Genomic DNA, 18916 nt, shown 5'->3' on the forward strand with positions numbered 1-18916 from the left:
TCTATTTTCATGGCTCAACTACCCTAGTGGATATGTCATATCTAAATATAAAAATGTAATAGCAGAAGAGTCGTTTGCCAAAACACCATAGGCACTAGCATTCCCAAGTGAATCAATCATCACTTTTCTAAACCCTGTTGTGCCAGCGACGCTCGCATTGAAGTAAGTTGATTGTTTTGGTCTAGCCTCTTCGGGTATAGTTGCAAATGTTACACCGTCTGTACTGGGTACATTAACACGACCTCTAATATAACCAGTCGTTCCACTTTGAGCATATTGAAAAGGATAGTCTGTTTCATTAGATGCCCCATTTTGCAGAGGTATATTTTTCCAGACTAAACTACTAGACATATTGATTGAGTACCATGAACCGACGGTTGTTCCGTCAGTTATTTCTCTTATGTAAGATTGAAAGTTTCCTACACTTGTATGTCTTGTTAACCGTTGATGGAATGTCCCATTATTAGGTGCTTGAGGTGTTACTTCTAAATAAGCACCACCGCTTGTCATACCTGAAGGCAAATCCGAAAATTCAGCAAAATCAATGCTAGAAAAGTAATAATAACCAGTTTCTTTGATTGTCGATAATAATGTTGTTTTTGTAGGAATTCTTTTTGCCGAGCCATCACTCTGAGTTAGGCGATAAGCTTGTAGTTTTTGTGCAATCATCCCAAAGAACTTTGATTCATTCCCCACGCTATGAAAAGCATAAATTTTATTGTTACGTCTGACTGCTTCATCTGTGACCATACCTGCGAATAACGATTTGGAACCTGTTTGTGGTTCAGTATATAGATAAATAGACTCTGGTTCATGAAAATTTTCCTCATAATAACCATTGATTCCCTTACCAAAATTAGCATCTAATTGTTCTTTAATTACTCCTGTTTGCATATCAACTAATGTAATTACGCTTGGGTAATTTGTAGCGTCAGAGTCTCCTGAGTACCAATACAAATCATATCCGTCAATAGACATGCCTTGCATATAGTTAATTGAAGTAGGGATCTCATAACTTGCTAAAATGTCATCAGTTCCATTTTTTACATCGCTTAAATCTCTTAATTCAATAGTTTGAGTTGTTTCCGTATGTTTAACTCTAAATGCTATTCTTCCATTTTTTTGGTCAATAGCAGGAACAACGTATTCAGTAGTAAACTTATCATATCTTTGAATTTCACTTGAATCCTCTGTTAAAGTGGTATTGGGAGTGTATTTAAATCGAGCTAAGTCATAAGTTGTTCCTGCTTCATTTTCATAATTTGACCATATGTACACATCGTTGTCTATGTTCTCAATGCCAAAAGAAGTACTGTGACCTCCATTGATTAATTTCATATTATCAAGGTAAACACCTTCAAGAGTAAACCTTGACAACAAATAGGTTTCAACACCTGTTTGTTGTCCATCTAATTGAGACACATACATTTCATTTGTCTGTTCATTAATGACCATACATTGCATGACTGTATCAGAAGGCAGGTGTAATGTATCATAATAAGAAGGTGAAACCTTGGTAAAATTAAAGTCATCAAACTTTTTATTAATATTGCCTAATCGAGTGCTATTCTCATTAACATCTTCACGTAGGCTGTTATTTTCTGTTTTGTTATAATCTAATTCTACATCGACAGTTTCAAAATTATTAGCTAAATCGCTAATAGTAACTCCTATATTGTCACTTGTTTCCGGTTTAATTAAGTTGTAATTTATTGTATTACTACTCATCTATATCACTCCAACTTTTATTTTCAATGTCACTCCAATACTTTGCAGATGGCTTAAATGGTTGCATAAAATAGGAAAAATCCATCAAGTACGAACTACCCGTCGAATTCAAAGAGTTGATTGTGATTCCATCTTTTCCTACTGGAATTAATTGAGTAATGATATCATTTGGTTTGATTTGATCTTCAATTGACTTTAAATATTTATTCTGCGAAAGTAGAATACCTTTATCAATTCCATAGTTGTCTTGATGATAAAAACCAAATGTTCTATTTTCTGTATCCCATAGGATAATTGCATTAAACTCATTTGCAATCTCATATAAAGCTTCTAACACTGTTATATTGTCTGAGAAATCAAAGAAACGATAAATGTCGAATAAATCAATGTCTACATAATCAAGCGTCCATGCTACTTTAGCGATCACATTGTTTGTTATCTGTTCAATAGTCAAAGATTCTTTTCTGTACTCACCGTTAACTAAAACTCCATCCCAACTAAACAAACGGTCTCCACGCATTTCATAAGGGAGGAGAAAAGCTTTTATTTGTTTTTCGTTACCTTCTCGACTTCCACTTTTAGTAATGTCGTCAACAATATACCATTCTTCTTTATTTAAATATTTAACTTTTAACAAATACCGTTCACGTATTAAATTAAAATATTTATTATCATTTTCATTATCATCAAAGTGGGGGAGAGTGAAGGTTAATTCATTAACTTTTCCTAATATTGGCTTATGCTGAGGGTTTTTGAAAATTGAAATTTCACCTAAGCTATCTCGATTAGGCTTATGCAGAAATATACGTATGTCGTTTTTAGTTATATCCAATTAATCCTTCACCTCCTAATAAATTTTAAATTGACAAGTATAAGAGAAAATGCAATTTCCTTTAACATTAATTCTATTTATTCCATAAATTAAATTTAACCAATTAAAATTAAAATCATTATATCTGTTGTATCCTGTGATTGTGTTTAATTCTGCACTATCGCAATCAATCGTTATTTCTTCTCCGTCAACTAGATTGTTAAGAGACATCGTTTTACCTTCGTCTGAGAGGTTGGTAAATGAAATATCTCCTGCACCTACTTTTTGAATATGTAAAACAGGCTGAACATCCATATCACCTTTATTTTCAAAATCAATAACTGTCCCACTTGTTATGTTATTAGATAAATTATATGATTCAGATTGAATAGTAGGGGAGTAGGCATAATGATTTTTGCAACGAAAATTTAACTGTAAATACCCTTGTTCTAACCCGTTATGAATAAGTCGATACGAACCAACTGCAATAGCGTAAAATATTCGGTCAGGGTAATTGTTAAATATCAATGGTTGATATTTATTTTGTAATAACCAACGGGTAGTATCTCTAATTTTTTCTCTGTCAAATTTATCTCTAAAATAAAAAGAAACAGGAAATTCTAATGGTTGGTTATCAATATCTTTTAAATATCGATTACCTTGAATATCTTCATCTTCATTAATTGATCGATTACCTGCAATTTCTTCTTCATATAATCCACCACTAGTTGAAACATTGTATAATCCTTTAGTGTAAGATTGAACCCCTGCATAGCTAAAGTCTAAACTTTCACTTATTGTCATTTATACACCTCCAAAACAAAAAAGAGAACAGATGGAGTTACCCACCTGACCTCTTAATAAAATCTTTAAATGCTTGACCTAACCTTTCACCGTCTTGCTTTGTAGCCCCACCGTTTAAGTTCTCAATAGTAAGACTATAACTGTTCCCACCAGTTGATCCCGCCATTGATGCAGAGCTAACCAATTTACCCATTGTCTTAAATACGTTCGGAATATTTTGTGGCGGTATTTGCAATTCACCGATTAACGATTTAACAACTTGTTCATTTGGTTCAGAGTTAAATATACTGTTGGCTAAGTCAGTTAATTTATTTGATTTACCACCAACAACTCCACCTTTATGATAAGGTACTAGAAACTTGTTACCTATCTTCAATTTATAAGGATCTGGATTCTTGTTAGCCTTAGCTATCTTCGTCCACATGTAAGGGTCTCCATAATACTTTTGAGCCATATCCCACAAGGTGTCTCCTTTACTGACAGTGTGATACCTGTTTTTCTTGGCTTTGCCAGACGAATTAGAGCTTTTATTGGAATTATTATTAGAAGATGACCCACCTGATGACTTGGATTTAGAAACACTATCGGAAGAATTATTAATTTGATTCGTTAAATCATTTGCCGTTTTCATAATGTTAACTAATTCTTGCCAACTAGAACCCATTCCTTTGACAACAGACTGATTATAAGATTTAAAACCATCTAAATACCCATTGATGATATTTTGGATATTTTTCATATTACCAGCCATAACCTGTTCACGTAATGTTGCAAAGTATTGTTCATTTTTAAGTTGTTCTTCATAGTAATGCAACTGTTGTTCATATTGTTTTTGAATAGCAGATTTCTTACTTTCAACTTCTTCTTGATATGCTTCTTTTTCATCTTGTAGACTTTGTTTGCGTAAAGTAGAAGTCCGATTATCACGTAATTCTTCTAATTCTAGAATAGATTGATTTAATCGTTCTTGTAATTCACGCTTCCTAGAAGCAGCATCTTCTGTATTATTTAATGAGAGGATATCAACTTGATTTTGTAAATCTGCCTGTTCCGTCATCAAATCTTGTTCACTACCACGGAAATCATCTTCAGACTCTTCTCTGTCTAGTTGATTCAATTTTTCATCAATATAATCAGAGTAAGCATCAGCACGTTCATCTAATAAAGATAATTCTTTATCTCTTTCTCCTTCTAATAACTCAATTCGTTTATTCATCGCACTTTTAAGTAAGTCTATGCTTTCATTAGCAATGGATTCTCGTTGAGTATTAATATAGTCTTGAATTTTATTATCTAATTCAAGGTACTCAAGAGATAAGTCTCTAACACGTTCAGTTAATTTACGTTTATTTTCAGATGAAATTTTATCTTGATTGATAATTTTTTGCATAGAAGACTTGTAACGGTTAATTTCACCTTGACGTGCTTCCATTAAATCGATTTCTTTATTAATAGATTGATTATATTCGGCAGAGCCTTCTTCCATTTGCTTACGAAGAGACTGTTGACGAGAAATTTGATAATCATAGTCTTCTAATTTATTAATATATTTTTGTAATGATGCTTCTGCACGTTCCCATGCAATTTCTTCAGGAGATTTCTGATTACCACTACTACCAGATGAGCCTGAACCACCTCGACTACCACTTCCACCTGATGAACCTCCACTTGAACCTGAGCCACCACTATAGCGCGGGGAGGATGGATAAGATGATGAATAGTCTTTAGGGATGATACCACCATATGTAGCTGATTGTCTAGTAGAGTAAGCTTTGCTTAATTGACCACTAACTTCTGGAATCCGGACAGACATAATATTTCGAATAAACCCATTTTCCGCAACCATGCCATCTGTACGACCACGAGACTGCTGTGCTGCAACGTGAGCATTGACAATCTGTTGCAATACCCTTGCTTCGTTTCTTAGTGCAGTTATGCGTTGATTAGATGCTGAGATAGTACTACGTGTAACAGCGTCCTGATTGCTCATCATAGTTGATGCATTATTTCCGCTCGCACCGTTTAAATCTGCCATAGCAACCATTTCAGTTTGAATCCAACCAATATTTTCTGCAATATTACCTGATAAGTGAGGATACATTTCTGCAAGGAATCCTGTTGCACCTGCAAGCATTTCTTTTTGTTGTGCATTTAAATTTTCCATTTGAGATAATGTTGCTACAACCTGAATAGCCTGTTCCATTTTGGATATTTGTGCAGAAGTAACACCAAATAACATCTCAGCAGCTTCAGCATTTTCCCATTTTTCTGCTGTGTTTTCATCTAATGCTCCAGTTTCTTCGTCTATCATATCCGCAGCACCGGCAGTTACTTGTGCTAACTTGTCTTCTTCTCCTGCAAGGATGTTAACAATTTGAACAGCATCTTGAGCACTAAATTTAGCTTCGACTAATGCGTTTTTATTTTCATGCCATTCAATAGTTCCTTGTTCAACAGAGTCAGAAACATTATCCATGACACCGCTAATAGCGTCTAATTGTGTTAAATCCATACCTTCAAGAGAAAATCCTTCACCTAATGAATCTTTTAGATTGAGAATCTTATCAGCATACTTATCTATTTCACTAGCTGCAAGGTTAGCGTCGGTTGCTTGAATCGACAACCATTGCACATCAGAATTAGATATTCCGTCAATTGTATTACCAAGTGAACGATATGCTTCTTGAATATTGAAAACAGCGTCAGTTTGTTCTGTATATAATTCACCAAGTTTTGCCTTTGCACGTTCAACTGAGTGTTCAAGAACGCTTAAATCTAATTCAGAAACAGCGTCATCTTGCATTGCCTGTAATACAGCACTTTGTCTCTCTTCTAAAATTTGTTCCATTTCTGCAATCTGTGCTTTAGTATCACGAACAATGTCACGATTTTCAGAAATAGTTTCAGGTGCTTCTTGTCTAGCTAATGCTTCTTCAGCCTCTAATTGCCGTTCTAATGATTCGATATAATCATCAACAACAGAAATATTGGCAATGATTGCATCGCCTTTTTCATTTTCACCAATTTTGATAAGAGGGAGGAGGGAAGACAATTCATTCTGAATACGAGTATATTCTGCTTCTTGTTCAGTGTTACGGTCAACATTGGATAGTTTTTCGTAAGATGCTCTTAACTCATCTATTCGTTCACGTTCAGTTCCTAGTGATTCAATAGTTGCTTCATTATTTGCTTGTAATTCCTCTTGTGCTTGAATATGTGCCCCGACTGATGATATTAACTTTTCAATAGAAAATCCTACAACAGCAAATGCTAACCCAACACCAGTGGCAGCTAACAACCCTCTCCATGCACCTGTTAGTATTTTAGTAGTAGCAATCATACGTTTTTCTTGAGTTTCAGCGAATATAATACTTGCAGCCATACCACGTATCTTAGTGCTAAATCCAGCGACTGCAATTCCAGCGATACCAAATGCAGGTGCAAGAAATCCGATTGTATCTACGACATCTTCAGAGGCATTTGCTAATCTTTCTATTGCTTCAACCGAGGCGATTAACCCATCAGTTAAAACAGCATCTCCTAAGCTTTCGGCAAGTGAAATACCTGCGTTGGTTAATCTATTCAACCTAGCTTCTAAAGATTGCGAATACTTCTCCTGCTCACGCATAGACGATCCTTGTGAGTTTAAAGATGCTGTAGTTGTATCTATAGCAGTTGATTGTTGTTGCATTAAAGTTAAAAATCTAGAAACTTGGAAACGACCAGCAAGTGTTACCAATTAATACCCTAGCTTTCGCTATACTTTAACACTCAATAACGAGTGGGTTTAGACTATATCTTATACTCAAATTTAGAGTATCTCCCCGTTTCGAATACATAAAATGTACCCTACGTCTTTCGACTAGTCGTTGCACGTTCCTATTGGGATAGGCTTCGCTCAGGATTGTCCTCAACATCACTTGTTAGGAGTTTCCCTGAATTAGAGGAGTGTGCTTATACCATCACTGATATAAGGGGCAATTTGTAATTTTTACCCAAATTTTGCTGTTGTTCTTTATTTAAAGTTGACCATTTTCCGCCAAGATCTCCAAGAATATCACTCACATCACGCATTTCGCCACCAGCATCTTTAACTGCAATCCCTACAGAAGCGAGACCATCAATGGCTGGTTGCATAGTGGTTATTCTACTGAAAATCGTTTTGAGACTGTTGCCGATAATATTTCCACTTTCACGAGTCGTAATACCAATAGCTGAAATATACCCTAGCAACTCATCCATACTAACACCAAATGTGTTTGCGGTGGCGGCACTTTTCATCATAGCGTCCGACAAAGTTTTTGTATCAATGGCGAAATTATTATCAATCTCATTCATTTTGTCGATTATTGACATACTATTTTGAGCTTCAATGCCAAATGCTTGCATACCAGCAGTAAGTGAACTCATTGCTTCTTCTGGCTTTAATTCTGATATATTTGCTGCAACTGTTGCTACTTTAGTTAAATCCATTAATACATCTGGATTATAACCTTGTCTACTAAATTCTCAATTAATACCCTGATTTTCATCATATTTTAAAGGGTTTAGACTGTCCCATCATCTCTCTTACAGAGACACCTATTGGCAGTCGTTGAGAGCTTTCCGTATTAATATATAATTAACTTAGGACTATCTCTGCGGATTATCCAATTCTTTGAATTTTTAGATGTTATAAAAGTTTCCTAATATAACTACTATCAAAGACTCTAAGGAATTTCCCGCATATTCTAGGTTCGACATATTATCACTAATATGAAGGGCTATTTAGTTAACCATTGCGTTATTAACATCTTCAACTTTATTACCTAATTCAGAAGATAACGCAATACTTTCACTCATTAAATTATTATAAGTTTGAGGAGTAGCGTCCATAACACGCCTTAACTCCGTCATCTGACCATCTAACATGATAATTTGATCTACTGCATTTTGTAGTCCACGTAAAGGGGCGTAAAATGCCGACATGCCAATCATCCAAACAGGAATACGAGTCAATGCTTCTTTTAAATTAGCACCAAAACTATTTACCTTTGTTCCTGTAGCTTTTACTTGAGATTCTATGCCTTTAAATGATGTATTTAATTGGTCTATTTGCCTTTTAGCTTTTGGCGTATCTTTAGTAATTCGATTCATGCTATTAATATAATTATCTAGTTGTTTGTTTTGGTCAGGTGTTAAAACTGAGCCATAGCGTCTTTCTAAATCTTGTCGTTTATATTTAGCTAACTCCTTAGCTTTTCGAACCTGATGATCTAATTCATCAGATTCCTTTAGTTGTGTTCTGAGCAAGTCATTAGATGTCTTTTCATGCTTATTAATAACGGCTAGTCCTGCTTTTAACTTTTTAATCCGTTCTTCTTCAAGATTATTAATCTCAGTCAAATCTCTAGCTATAAATTTAGTCTTTTTAGTTACATCATCCACTTCTGGAGTTAACCTAATCCGCCTAGTTTCGTCCCCTGCCTTCTTCAAGGTAACTATAAATGATTTTATATTACCCTCTTGAGCATCAATGTTTTTCTGAACGCTTGCTGTCGTAGCACCAAATTCCCTTTTTAATCCTTCAACGGTATTGGACACAACTTTAAATTCCTTGTTCAAGTTTGCAGTGTTAACATCCATATCAATTGTTTTATCTTTCTTATTAACCTTAGCAACTTGATTTTTTAACTCAGATGATAAACCTTTAATGTTTATATCCAAGTCTAAATTTTTAAGTTTCGATGCTAAAACTGTTAAATCCTTGTTTATTTTTGCTACGGATTTTCCATGATCCAATTTGGCTATCAGTCTTATTCCTAAATTATCTGCCATATTATAATACTCACCTACCTTTAATTCGGTATTTTTGGCATAAAAAATAAGCCATCCCGAAGAATGACTTAAATAAACTTAAACTATATTAAAATTTTATTCATAATGTTCTGTTCCGCCATAATTATCTCGTTGCCAATCATCGTCGTAAATAGAAGGGTTGTTAGAATCGCTTGGTGTAATACATGCATTAAACATAAACAACACTACGAACAATAAAAATATAATAACAATAGTGCTGAATATTTTTGGAAATGTTGTTGGCGTTTCTTCCGACATATCTACCACTCCTTTTAAATGGTCTTTTGGTATATTATACCATAATTGAGAGGTAGATATACCTTAAAGTTTAAATTAGATTATGACTCTATTGATTGTATTCCCGTCTACATTAATGTTTAAAAAATTTAGTTTACTTATTAATAAATCAATATTTTTTAAATCGGCTGGAAATAAAGGCATAAACCTGTAATCTTTTAAGCTATGAAAATATTTCATTTTCCTATCCGCTTTGTCCATATATTTAGTAGTAGTTTTGTACTTTCCGTACTGCTTCTTATTATACCATCCAAAGTATTCGAAAATTATGTTATCATTAATAATCCAATCTGGTACATAGTACTCATTATAAGCTTCATTGACAAACTTTTCTTTTATTAATTGCTTGTTTTCAAAATAAGCAATTTTACAATCTGATTTTACTAGTATCTCATGTATTTTAACCTCATCCATGCTATCCATTCTGTATCCATCTGATGTTATAGTATTGTAAAAATCTTTGCGTTTAAAAGTATTTGGGTAAGTTTCATTAATCCACTCAAATAAATTGCTACTATAATGAGTGTCACAGACTCCAATAAATTTTTGAAAATTATCTTTGAGAAATCCATAAGATATTTTATTCGGTATATCGGCAATATCAATCTTCAACTTTTCTTCAATTAATTGCTTCAATGCCTTTTCTCTATTATCCTTTTCAAGCCAATAATTGCGAGAGGTCAAGTCAAACTCCCACTCGAAAAAATGATTAGGGAAGATTTCATTCCACCATTTATATGTGGAAGCATTATAGTATTTGGAAGACAACCCTTCTAACTTATACTTTTTGAGATATTTTCTTAGGTTTTGAACATGTAGCACATCTGATTCTTTTTCAATCACATTGTCTTCTAACAATTTATTATAAAACCATTTTATTGCATCTATTCTATTATCCTTTTCAAACCAATAATCCTTAACACCTGATGGCATATCCCAAGGCATAAACTTGCTTGGATAGCAGATATTAATTAAATCATATAAACTATTGTATTCTAAATACAGGCTGTACAATTTATATTTAACGATGGCTGATTTGTTTAAATCTCTAGGAATAGTATTAAAAGACTCAATATCTTTATTTTTAATTGCTTGTTTAAAAAATGTATCAAGAATAGGTTTTCTAACTTTGTTTGTTGCGTGTCTAAAAAATCCAACAGGGAATTCCTTTTTGCCACTCAACACTTCAATATAAAATGTTTTAATGTCATCTACTTCTGCAAGGAAATCTGCCACTTCAATTCTGTGTATTTCCTCTATCTTTTTACTAGAGCAATCTTTACAACTTATCTTTGAGAACGAAGATTCCATAACGTTCTTATACACATGTCTATCAAGTTTTACTTGTTCTTCACAATATTCACAATTTAAAACACACTTCATAACACGATACACTTTAACCCGTTTACCTCTTCTTGAATTATTCATGCAATCTGTACTACAAAAATTCACGCCAGTACTTTTATTAATTTCACGAGGATATAGGAAGATATTCTTTTCACAATACCCACATGCCGTTTGGACTTTCTCGGTTATTGTCTTTCCTTTTAGTTTATTAGCTTGATATCTATTATTACAATCTAAACAACAAAATTGGTTCCTTTTCGTATTTGCACTATAAAAGTCTTTTGGAAATTTTGTGTCACAATTATCACATAAACACGATATCGACACACCTGCTCCTTTTGAAACTTTTAATAATTGAGTAGGGTGAACAATTAGTTTATCTCCAATATCACATTTAAAACCTAAATCCTTATACTTTTTAACATTCCTATTATGTATCTTAACTTCAACTTTCTGATTCCAAACTATACTCATTTATAACACAACCTTTTAATATTATTTTCCGATTTTATATGTAAGTGGGGAAGAGGAGTAATCGGAAAGGTTGTAAACCACTCCTCTTATCAATAACGATGATCAGTCATTATCTATCCCTACTTATAATTATACTGTAATGGTTGCAATTATGCAACATAAAATATAAAAAAGTATAATATAATTTTATTTATATCCACGATTTCAACTTTACACCCTCATTCAAAGGTGCAAAATTCAAATGGGGGATAGGTTGAATTAGGTAAAAGATGTGTTTTATTTAAATATATTATTCTTTTCTTCCTCAAAGTCACGTAGGTCATAATGGGCAATTGTAGTAGCCACATTTTCGTGATGGGCAACATATTTTGAAACTAATTCCAATTTTACGCCTTGCTCAAGTAAATATGTTATACAACTTGCCTTAAATAAATGTGGGTTAATCCTTCTATGTAAAACATATGTTAATACTTCCTGACAAAAATACTCTGCCCATGAAGCTGACATTTGATAATTTTTCCCATACTTAGTTGTAAATATATACTCACTTTCATAGCCACGATTATCTACCCATAGTTTCATATAATCATAGGCTTCACGATTTATCATATAAGGTTCAATCTTACCATCATCGCCTGATCCTTTTAATCTCACGTTATGACTCATAATATAAGAGTTGTTTTCAGGAAATTCTTTATCAAATATTGATGTTTTAAATTGGATTATCTCACTTAACCTTGCACCAACATTAAACGCTGTTGCTAACCAAGCCATGCCTAAATAGTTGTCATCACTCTTTAATGCATCCATCATTTCTGTATATTCTTCATGAGTAACTTTAATTTTTTCATATACAGCATTCTTTGGTATAGCAGGTAATCCACGAGTTAAATTACGAAATGTTTTATAATCTTCTTCTTCATCTGCTATAAAATTTTCTATGTAATTCATTAAACTAGATACACATGCTTTTTTAAATCCTATTCCACTTGATGACATTCCACGATCTTTAAGAAAACTCATATATCTCAACATGTCACGCTTAGTTAATTTACACATTCGTTTATTATTTAATGAATCATATAAGAAGAATCCAAATTGGCGTAAACCGCTCTTATACTGACGTTTAGTGGCGGGTGAGTGGTTTTGTGAACTTATATACTCAGAAACGAACTCCCTATATTCTTCATTCACATTTTCATACATTTCATCTGTTACTTCTGGTAACTTTTCTGCTCTATCACGAAGCATATTCTTTTCAATTTTCTTATCCATATTATTTTATCACCTACCTATTCTAAGTCGATTCCTCTACGTTTCATTCCACGCTTATACCAATCAATATGTTGTAAAGTATTTTGCAACTCTTCAATTGTGTTGGATATAAATGGTCTAGCATTTAAGTATTGATTTTGTGTTCCTGTTTTATTTGTCATATATCTACCATTGTTACGTCCATTTTCTATAATCCCTGCAAGGTAATCAGGTGGGTTAGTAGCACCAGTTTTATAGACGGATTCATTTCCGCCCGTAACGTTCTTAATGAATAACTCAATTCCATTTATGGTGTTTGTCACTGTATGTATCATGTTTCTCGTATCAGCCAAACCACCATTATATCCACGTCTATCCATATAAGGGTCTTGCCCTGTATAGGCATCATATACATCAGTTTTTACGTGTTGAGATTGAAGCTGCTTAACATTATGCGAAACGTCATTTTCCATAACCTCAGCCGACTGTTCCTCTACATAACGCAATAATTTATTTAAATCATCAAAGTCTCTCATTTATATTCATCCTTAAACTTCAGGAATTTGTTTAGTTTTGTTTTGTATTCTGTCTCTTACTTCTGGAGATTTTAAGTCGAGGTTTTGCATTTCCTCTTGCATTTTTTGAACATCTCTATTCATCTTTTCACTTAACACCATAATATCTTCAATGGCATTATTCACTTTTGCCCATTCTGATTCAATGAAATATTCGGTAATGGTTTTAATATAATCTCCATTAAATAAATCAATAAAAAATTGTAAGTCAGCTTTATAATAGGTTTCTTCTTTTTTATAATCTTTAATATTTGGTGTGATAAGATCACTATAATTTTTAATTGTAAAGTAGGCGATTAGGGGGACTAATAATTCATCATCAAATTCGACTTTATATTCTTTAAACTTGTCGAGGTTAGTTTTTAATTCTTTCATAATTTTCTTAATTCCTTGATTATCAAAGAATGGTTTAAATTTTACAATATATTCCTTACCATCGATATCAAAAGAGATATCAACTTCTTCATCAAACTTTCGTACATCTTTTCTTACTTTGGACATTGGTAATTTAGCCAATTTAAATCCTCCTTTTATTCCATACAATTTTTTTAAAAAAAAAGAGGGGATAGACCCCTCAATTATTAATTGTTATATTATAATTTTATTTATATTACACAGCAGCAATTGGAATGCGTAGAGCACGACCAACGTTAGTTGAATTCTGTGGCTTAATAACACGTAACATCATCGCAGTTGTTTGTGCTTCTCTAGAGGATGCAGTATTAAGCGTAATATTACCATCTGGAACTGAATTTTCGAATTGATATTGGATAGTATGAGTAATTCTTTCATCTCCACTAATCTCAACTGTTTCCAACACAGCGATAACACCTTTAGGAAACTTAGCTACATCAAACTCGACGATTTCAGTAGTTGCGTCAGTGTCATACTTGTATGAACGAATCTCTACTGTATCTCCATCTGCAACTGTTGGAGTAGCTGCTGTAAAATCAACATCTGATCCTGTCACAGTAAACCCTGTGATACGTTGACCATCTTCAGTGTAAGCAATAACACCGTGGTCGTCTGCATTTGGCTCTTTATTTAATGTTACTGAAGCAGTTGCAACTTCATAGAATTCTGGCTTTGCATATGCAATAGCAGTACCAGTAGTAACGTCAGTACCAAGTTGACGAGCTAACCAATCATACTTAAATGAAACCTCAGTCAAGTTAATGTTAATATTACGAGTAGAGTGAAGAACACCCAATAACTGAGCACCTTGTCCACCTGTAATATCCGTTGATTCTAAACTAAATTCAATATTTGCATCCTGTAAAGTTGTTGATGCGAATGCGTCTTGTGTTACTGGGTCGATAAGTGTAACATCAAAAACGTCAGCTACAAATCCCATAACTTAATTCCTCCTTAAAATTTACGTTCATTATAATTCTATTTATTTGTTTCCTATTGCCTTATTTAAATTGTTCAACTTATTCTTATCAACAAATACATCATCATATGGATTTTGATACAACTCAATTTTCTCCATAAATGGTTTAGGCTTTGTTTTATCATCACCAGCACACATAAATTGAATATCTCTGTTATAATCCTCGACTTTTAATATTCGTTGAAAAGTATGTTTTAGTTGGTATATTGTATATGCAGAAATATCATCATATGAAATCCCCGTAAATACATGTACAACGCTCACAATATCCTCCAATGACATATCTACAGAGTTCCTACTACGTGCTTCCAAAACTTTATCTGCCCATTGTTTAACCATTGGATTTTTAAAAACTTTATCTTCATACAATAAATTCTGCTTCATTGTTACTTCACGAAATGATTCAAAGTTTGTTTTATCTAAGTACATGTCAAACCCACCAATAAAGGTAAACTCCATGTCTGCGATTTTCAATTCAAATAATTCCCCAGTAACCAAGTAAAGCATATGTATAAATCGATGAATGACATCGGCTTTTATTCCTTGACCAACAACTAACTCGAACAAAGTATGTTTTTCCACAGCAGATTCTTCAAAGTGTTTTTCTGTTAAGCTTAATAGTTGAGCACATTCCATAAATTCTTCATACTGATTAAGCCTAATAGGATGTATATTATTTATCCCTTCAACTTTTTGCATTTTACCGAATATGTTACTCAATCCACTCATTAACTAACACTTCCAAGCTCATAGGTCATCGTATATCCGATATAACCTTGCTCCTCTAAAATAAACGGTTGAGCACTACGTAACTTTGCTGTCCCTAGATTGGATATCTTTTTATCAAATATTAAATCATTTAAATGATCACATATCTTAGATAATCGCATATCCGTATCATTGTAATCAGCATGAACAAATACATCGAATGTAATTTCTTGTGTAGCAGTTGCATAATTAAATGAACTAGAAGGGCTACGCCTAGCAGGATAAAAAATAATCCTACATAGTTGTTCCTCGACTAAATCACTCGTTGAAGGAGTATGTTTAAGTCGTTTATTTATTATCGGATATTGTTCAGCAGGGGGGAGGGCTAATATGTCAGGCTTATCTAATGGGTTATCATTGTAATTATCTGATTTATAATAAAGTAACTTCCATAAGTCAGAATCATTACGCAAAATAGAGTTAACCTTATCTAAATAAGAAAACATCTTCACTTTAACCCCTCCTTAATATCATCCAATAGATTCATTGACTCAAATACATGATTCCTAATAAATTGGTGTTCACCATCTAAAAAAAATAATTCTTCCACAATTACATCCATCTTCATTATTACAATGTTAAATCGATAATCGTCATATAATTCAGGGATTTGAAATGGAAGTTGTTCGATTTCTGACCGAATACGATTGCCATATTTGAATGCATTTTTATCTTGGCACTCAAACAAATTTAACATTTTATAAAATTGATCTTTGTAATAGTCGAATAAATTATCTAATGTTTTACTTGATATAAACACATCCGATCATTCCCAAACTTAGTTAGATTTCGCTATACGTTTTGCGACAAGCATTAATATTCCTTCTTCATTCAATACGCCACTTTTATCTATTCCAACAATTCGATAATCATTATTGAACATCTGAAAAACAGATTCTTCATTTATTAATTCATTTGTTGTATAGGATATAAATAAAGCCATATCTCCTTCAGGAACGTTAATCTTTTCGCCTGTTGGTGTTTTTAAATTGGATATATTGTCGATTACACAAGGAAATTCAACAATAGTAGTTGTTGCTTCATCTGCATAAATAGGATTATATAAATCATCATATCCAATAATTTCTCGTTCATTTTCAACTTCAAATGTTAGAGTATTATTACATAAAGTCATTTTAGATTTGTCATGTATCCGATTGAAGAAGGGACGTTCTGTGACTAACCATTGTTGACTCTCATGTAAAACAATATCTCCCCAATTTATGTCATTTTCTTTGAATAAAATTCGTCTTTTATTTGGATCAGCAGTAGAAGATACAGAGACTTGTTTTTGCACACCGTCAACAGTGACAGTTTGAGAGAATAATGGGTTAGATAAATTTTCTTCAAATTCAATTTTAGAGTCGTTGAAAATCTGATTTGCTAAACTACCACCATTGGATTGAAGTCTATTTTTGTATTTATACATATAATCCATTTACAATTCTCCTTCCCATCTAATTTGTTGAGGCATTACAAAAATTCATCCATTTTATCTTTCTTGAATGTGTATAAAGTTATAAGATATCTAATCTCTTTTTGGAAATCGCTCTTCAACTCACGCAATTGAGCCATATGTTGAGCAGGTGAGTGGATGTTATAGTCTTTAGTACTCATTTTCCGTTTTAAAAGATCATCGGTCAATATTCTAGGCATCAGAAACTCTATACACATGAGTAAAGAAAGTATCTCTTCTTCTTCATCATTCAAATCTTTGTTAAACTGTTTCAAGTCTTCATCACGATCACTTAGTTTATTGCAGTATCTATGAAACTTTGTAATTGATGATTTCAGATATCCTTCTAAATAATCCTGTATATCTTCATCTACCATATTAAGAAAACTGTAGTCAGTTATCTTAGGTAAAAATCTTGCATAAACATCTTCGTAAGAGGTTGCCATTCATAGCTCCTCCTTATTATTCCATCAACGAGATTAAATCTAGTTTTAGTTCTTGCTCCAGCAACTTTACTAACTGAAGATTGTTTAATGTGCCGTCTGTAATACCTATACGAGCCTTTTCACCAATTAACTGTTTTGTTCCTTTTGGTAATTTAGGGACGATTTTACGTGCCTCGTTTGCACTTAGTGAAAAGAAATCATCAACTTCGTCAATTGGGATAATATTTTTATACAACTCTTTTAAACCTAAATATTCAGAGACATCTTCATCATCAATAAACAACCAAGGTTCTTTTAGAAATTTAGGTTGCGATGTTTTCATTGTTAACAATTCGGCAACATCAACATATTCCTCGTCACCAAACTCAGACCAGACTGTCTCCAAACCTGTTTTCTTTGATATGTAAGTCAACCTTCCGCTAGTCAGGTTACGGCAAGAAACCATTAAATCTCTGTCAATAGATTTCTTTTTAGGAACTTCTTGTTTAAGTTCTTTAGTTGTAGTTTTCTCCACTTCTTCATTTTTATCGGAGACCTGTAAACCCTCCAAGATACCTTCGAGAACTTCATTCTTCTTTTTCATGAGATTGGTTCTAGTATCAACCTTTTTAATTTCTAAAATAGTTTCAACTAACTCTTTTTTATTCATTTATTACTCTCCTTTTATTCCGAAATAATTTTGAGGACAGGTGAATTCTGCCCTCAATTACTGTTATTAAATTAGCTAAATTGATACATACCATATAAAAGATTAAATACAGTGGCAACACCGTATTGAGAAATAAATTTATATTCCATAGACATATCTTGATTAGTTAAACCATCGGAAACTTCTTTGATTAATGGCATTCCTTCCTTAACAACCTTAATAGGCTTAGCGTTTGAAGGAAGTACAATTAAACGATTATTTTCAATTGCAAATTCAAACGTGTTAGGTTTGTGAGACTGTGGGATAGGAAGTAAAGCATAGCCATTCCAATATTGAAGAACGCCTTGCTGATTTAACTGATCTTTCATTCCGTCAGACAAAGTTTGAACACCGCTAAGTTGAGCTAATGCAGTTTTTGTACCTGCAATAACCAATTCAGAACCTTGGTTAGCAGCTTGAACGTGTTCTGCAATGTTTAATAGAGTAGTATCACTAAAAGAACCTGTCTCTTTAAATCCAGCAGGAAGATAGTCGATAGTAGACATAAACTCAGTATGAATACGATCATTAATTTCATTTGTAAATGCTTGTCCTACTTTATTAACAAATGCATCCCAATCAATACGACCAGCTAAGAAACGTTTGAAATCAGTGTAAACAGCAGCAGTCATTGGCTCAGTTTGAACCGTAAAAGTATCACCAATGTTTAACTTTTGTCTGCGGATATTCCAATGATTACCAGCATGTCGAGCGACTGTAAGCATTGTACGATCTTCTGCGTAGAATTCGTTTGTGTCACCAAGATCCAAATCACGATACTCAACAAACTGTTCGAAGAAAGGATTTTCCATCCCATCAGTAATAGTTTGTTGCAACACTTCCTCGATAATTTCAAAAACTTCATTTTTATGCTTGCGGAATTGACGATAATCGGGCTTTTCAGTACCTAAAATATCAACAAATGCTTTACGCATTACGTCGTTTCCTTCTACCTTTGTATATTGTTGAACTCTGTTTTTATAAATATCAATACCTAATTTTACTAGTTCGTTCATTATTGAACCTCCTATAAATTT

18 protein-coding genes and 1 pseudogene are annotated in these 18916 nt (G+C 33.1%); all 19 read right to left on the reverse strand.

The features are described 5' to 3' along the window. Positions 1 to 18: 18 nt before the first annotated feature. Positions 19 to 1728, reverse strand: a complete 1710-nt coding sequence (locus tag LD272_RS05540) for a phage baseplate protein (RefSeq protein ID WP_226035598.1) — start codon at positions 1726 to 1728, stop codon at positions 19 to 21. Further along, positions 1721 to 2560, reverse strand: coding sequence for a phage tail spike protein (locus tag LD272_RS05545; RefSeq protein ID WP_226035599.1), 840 nt, complete (start codon positions 2558 to 2560; stop codon positions 1721 to 1723). Before LD272_RS05545 ends, LD272_RS05540 begins: the two co-directional genes overlap by 8 nt. A 15-nt stretch (positions 2561 to 2575) precedes the next feature. Continuing rightward, a complete protein-coding gene (locus LD272_RS05550; RefSeq protein WP_226035600.1) occupies positions 2576 to 3343 on the reverse strand; it encodes a distal tail protein Dit in 768 nt (255 codons plus the stop codon). A 37-nt stretch (positions 3344 to 3380) separates the two neighbouring features. Continuing rightward, a complete protein-coding gene (locus LD272_RS05555) occupies positions 3381 to 7082 on the reverse strand; it encodes a LysM peptidoglycan-binding domain-containing protein (RefSeq protein WP_226035601.1) in 3702 nt (1233 codons plus the stop codon). A gap of 215 nt (positions 7083 to 7297) precedes the next feature. Beyond that, positions 7298 to 7837: pseudogene (locus tag LD272_RS05560) on the reverse strand (phage tail tape measure protein); the annotation flags it as partial. A gap of 273 nt (positions 7838 to 8110) precedes the next feature. Continuing rightward, positions 8111 to 9160 (reverse strand): hypothetical protein, encoded by a 1050-nt coding sequence (locus LD272_RS05565; protein WP_226035603.1) that lies wholly within the window; start codon positions 9158 to 9160, stop codon positions 8111 to 8113. A gap of 96 nt (positions 9161 to 9256) precedes the next feature. Next, positions 9257 to 9439 (reverse strand): hypothetical protein, encoded by a 183-nt coding sequence (locus tag LD272_RS05570; protein ID WP_226035604.1) that lies wholly within the window; start codon positions 9437 to 9439, stop codon positions 9257 to 9259. 75 nt (positions 9440 to 9514) lie between these two features. Continuing rightward, positions 9515 to 11299: a DUF4046 domain-containing protein gene (locus LD272_RS05575; protein WP_226035605.1), complete on the reverse strand. Its 1785-nt coding sequence runs from the start codon at positions 11297 to 11299 to the stop codon at positions 9515 to 9517. Positions 11300 to 11575: 276 nt separating this feature from the next. Further along, positions 11576 to 12574, reverse strand: a complete 999-nt coding sequence (locus LD272_RS05580) for a tyrosine-type recombinase/integrase (protein WP_226035606.1) — start codon at positions 12572 to 12574, stop codon at positions 11576 to 11578. Positions 12575 to 12591: 17 nt separating this feature from the next. Then, entirely contained in the window at positions 12592 to 13089 is a 498-nt protein-coding gene (locus tag LD272_RS05585; protein ID WP_226035607.1) for a YomN family phage-derived protein, read from the reverse strand. A 12-nt stretch (positions 13090 to 13101) separates the two neighbouring features. Next, positions 13102 to 13644, reverse strand: a complete 543-nt coding sequence (locus LD272_RS05590) for a YomO family phage-derived protein (RefSeq protein ID WP_226035608.1) — start codon at positions 13642 to 13644, stop codon at positions 13102 to 13104. A gap of 94 nt (positions 13645 to 13738) precedes the next feature. Continuing rightward, on the reverse strand, positions 13739 to 14482 hold the full coding sequence (locus tag LD272_RS05595) for a YomU family phage tail tube protein (protein ID WP_226035609.1): 744 nt from the start codon (positions 14480 to 14482) through the stop codon (positions 13739 to 13741). Positions 14483 to 14524: 42 nt separating this feature from the next. Further along, positions 14525 to 15250 (reverse strand): hypothetical protein, encoded by a 726-nt coding sequence (locus LD272_RS05600; protein WP_226035610.1) that lies wholly within the window; start codon positions 15248 to 15250, stop codon positions 14525 to 14527. Then, on the reverse strand, positions 15250 to 15735 hold the full coding sequence (locus LD272_RS05605) for a YomW family phage-derived protein (protein WP_500784461.1): 486 nt from the start codon (positions 15733 to 15735) through the stop codon (positions 15250 to 15252). The genes LD272_RS05600 and LD272_RS05605 overlap by 1 nt, the downstream gene beginning before the upstream one ends. Positions 15736 to 15737: 2 nt before the next feature. After that, positions 15738 to 16049: a hypothetical protein gene (locus LD272_RS05610; protein WP_226035612.1), complete on the reverse strand. Its 312-nt coding sequence runs from the start codon at positions 16047 to 16049 to the stop codon at positions 15738 to 15740. 18 nt (positions 16050 to 16067) lie between these two features. Further along, the gene (locus LD272_RS05615; RefSeq protein WP_226035613.1) at positions 16068 to 16727 is read right to left on the reverse strand and encodes a hypothetical protein; all 660 of its coding nucleotides are present in this window, start codon (positions 16725 to 16727) and stop codon (positions 16068 to 16070) included. A gap of 35 nt (positions 16728 to 16762) precedes the next feature. Beyond that, positions 16763 to 17191: a hypothetical protein gene (locus LD272_RS05620; RefSeq protein WP_226035614.1), complete on the reverse strand. Its 429-nt coding sequence runs from the start codon at positions 17189 to 17191 to the stop codon at positions 16763 to 16765. A gap of 16 nt (positions 17192 to 17207) precedes the next feature. Next, the gene (locus tag LD272_RS05625) at positions 17208 to 17840 is read right to left on the reverse strand and encodes a hypothetical protein (protein WP_226035615.1); all 633 of its coding nucleotides are present in this window, start codon (positions 17838 to 17840) and stop codon (positions 17208 to 17210) included. 71 nt (positions 17841 to 17911) lie between these two features. After that, the gene (locus LD272_RS05630) at positions 17912 to 18895 is read right to left on the reverse strand and encodes a YonB family capsid-like protein (RefSeq protein ID WP_226035616.1); all 984 of its coding nucleotides are present in this window, start codon (positions 18893 to 18895) and stop codon (positions 17912 to 17914) included. Between the last annotated feature and the right edge of the window lie 21 nt (positions 18896 to 18916).

It is taken from the genome of Aquibacillus saliphilus, assembly GCF_020404745.1.
In the GTDB taxonomy this organism is placed as follows: Bacteria; Bacillota; Bacilli; order Bacillales; family Amphibacillaceae; genus Aquibacillus; species Aquibacillus saliphilus.

Coding starts and splice junctions, on each gene's coding strand:
- LD272_RS05540 (WP_226035598.1), bottom strand. CDS start 1,728: ATGAGTAGTAATACAATAAATTACAACTTAATTAAACCGGAAACAAGT.
- LD272_RS05615 (WP_226035613.1), bottom strand. CDS start 16,727: ATGGATTATATGTATAAATACAAAAATAGACTTCAATCCAATGGTGGT.
- LD272_RS05580 (WP_226035606.1), bottom strand. CDS start 12,574: ATGGATAAGAAAATTGAAAAGAATATGCTTCGTGATAGAGCAGAAAAG.
- LD272_RS05575 (WP_226035605.1), bottom strand. CDS start 11,299: ATGAGTATAGTTTGGAATCAGAAAGTTGAAGTTAAGATACATAATAGG.
- LD272_RS05595 (WP_226035609.1), bottom strand. CDS start 14,482: ATGGGATTTGTAGCTGACGTTTTTGATGTTACACTTATCGACCCAGTA.
- LD272_RS05585 (WP_226035607.1), bottom strand. CDS start 13,089: ATGAGAGACTTTGATGATTTAAATAAATTATTGCGTTATGTAGAGGAA.
- LD272_RS05630 (WP_226035616.1), bottom strand. CDS start 18,895: ATGAACGAACTAGTAAAATTAGGTATTGATATTTATAAAAACAGAGTT.
- LD272_RS05605 (WP_500784461.1), bottom strand. CDS start 15,735: ATGTTTTCTTATTTAGATAAGGTTAACTCTATTTTGCGTAATGATTCT.
- LD272_RS05550 (WP_226035600.1), bottom strand. CDS start 3,343: ATGACAATAAGTGAAAGTTTAGACTTTAGCTATGCAGGGGTTCAATCT.
- LD272_RS05570 (WP_226035604.1), bottom strand. CDS start 9,439: ATGTCGGAAGAAACGCCAACAACATTTCCAAAAATATTCAGCACTATT.
- LD272_RS05620 (WP_226035614.1), bottom strand. CDS start 17,191: ATGGCAACCTCTTACGAAGATGTTTATGCAAGATTTTTACCTAAGATA.
- LD272_RS05625 (WP_226035615.1), bottom strand. CDS start 17,840: ATGAATAAAAAAGAGTTAGTTGAAACTATTTTAGAAATTAAAAAGGTT.
- LD272_RS05565 (WP_226035603.1), bottom strand. CDS start 9,160: ATGGCAGATAATTTAGGAATAAGACTGATAGCCAAATTGGATCATGGA.
- LD272_RS05600 (WP_226035610.1), bottom strand. CDS start 15,250: ATGAGTGGATTGAGTAACATATTCGGTAAAATGCAAAAAGTTGAAGGG.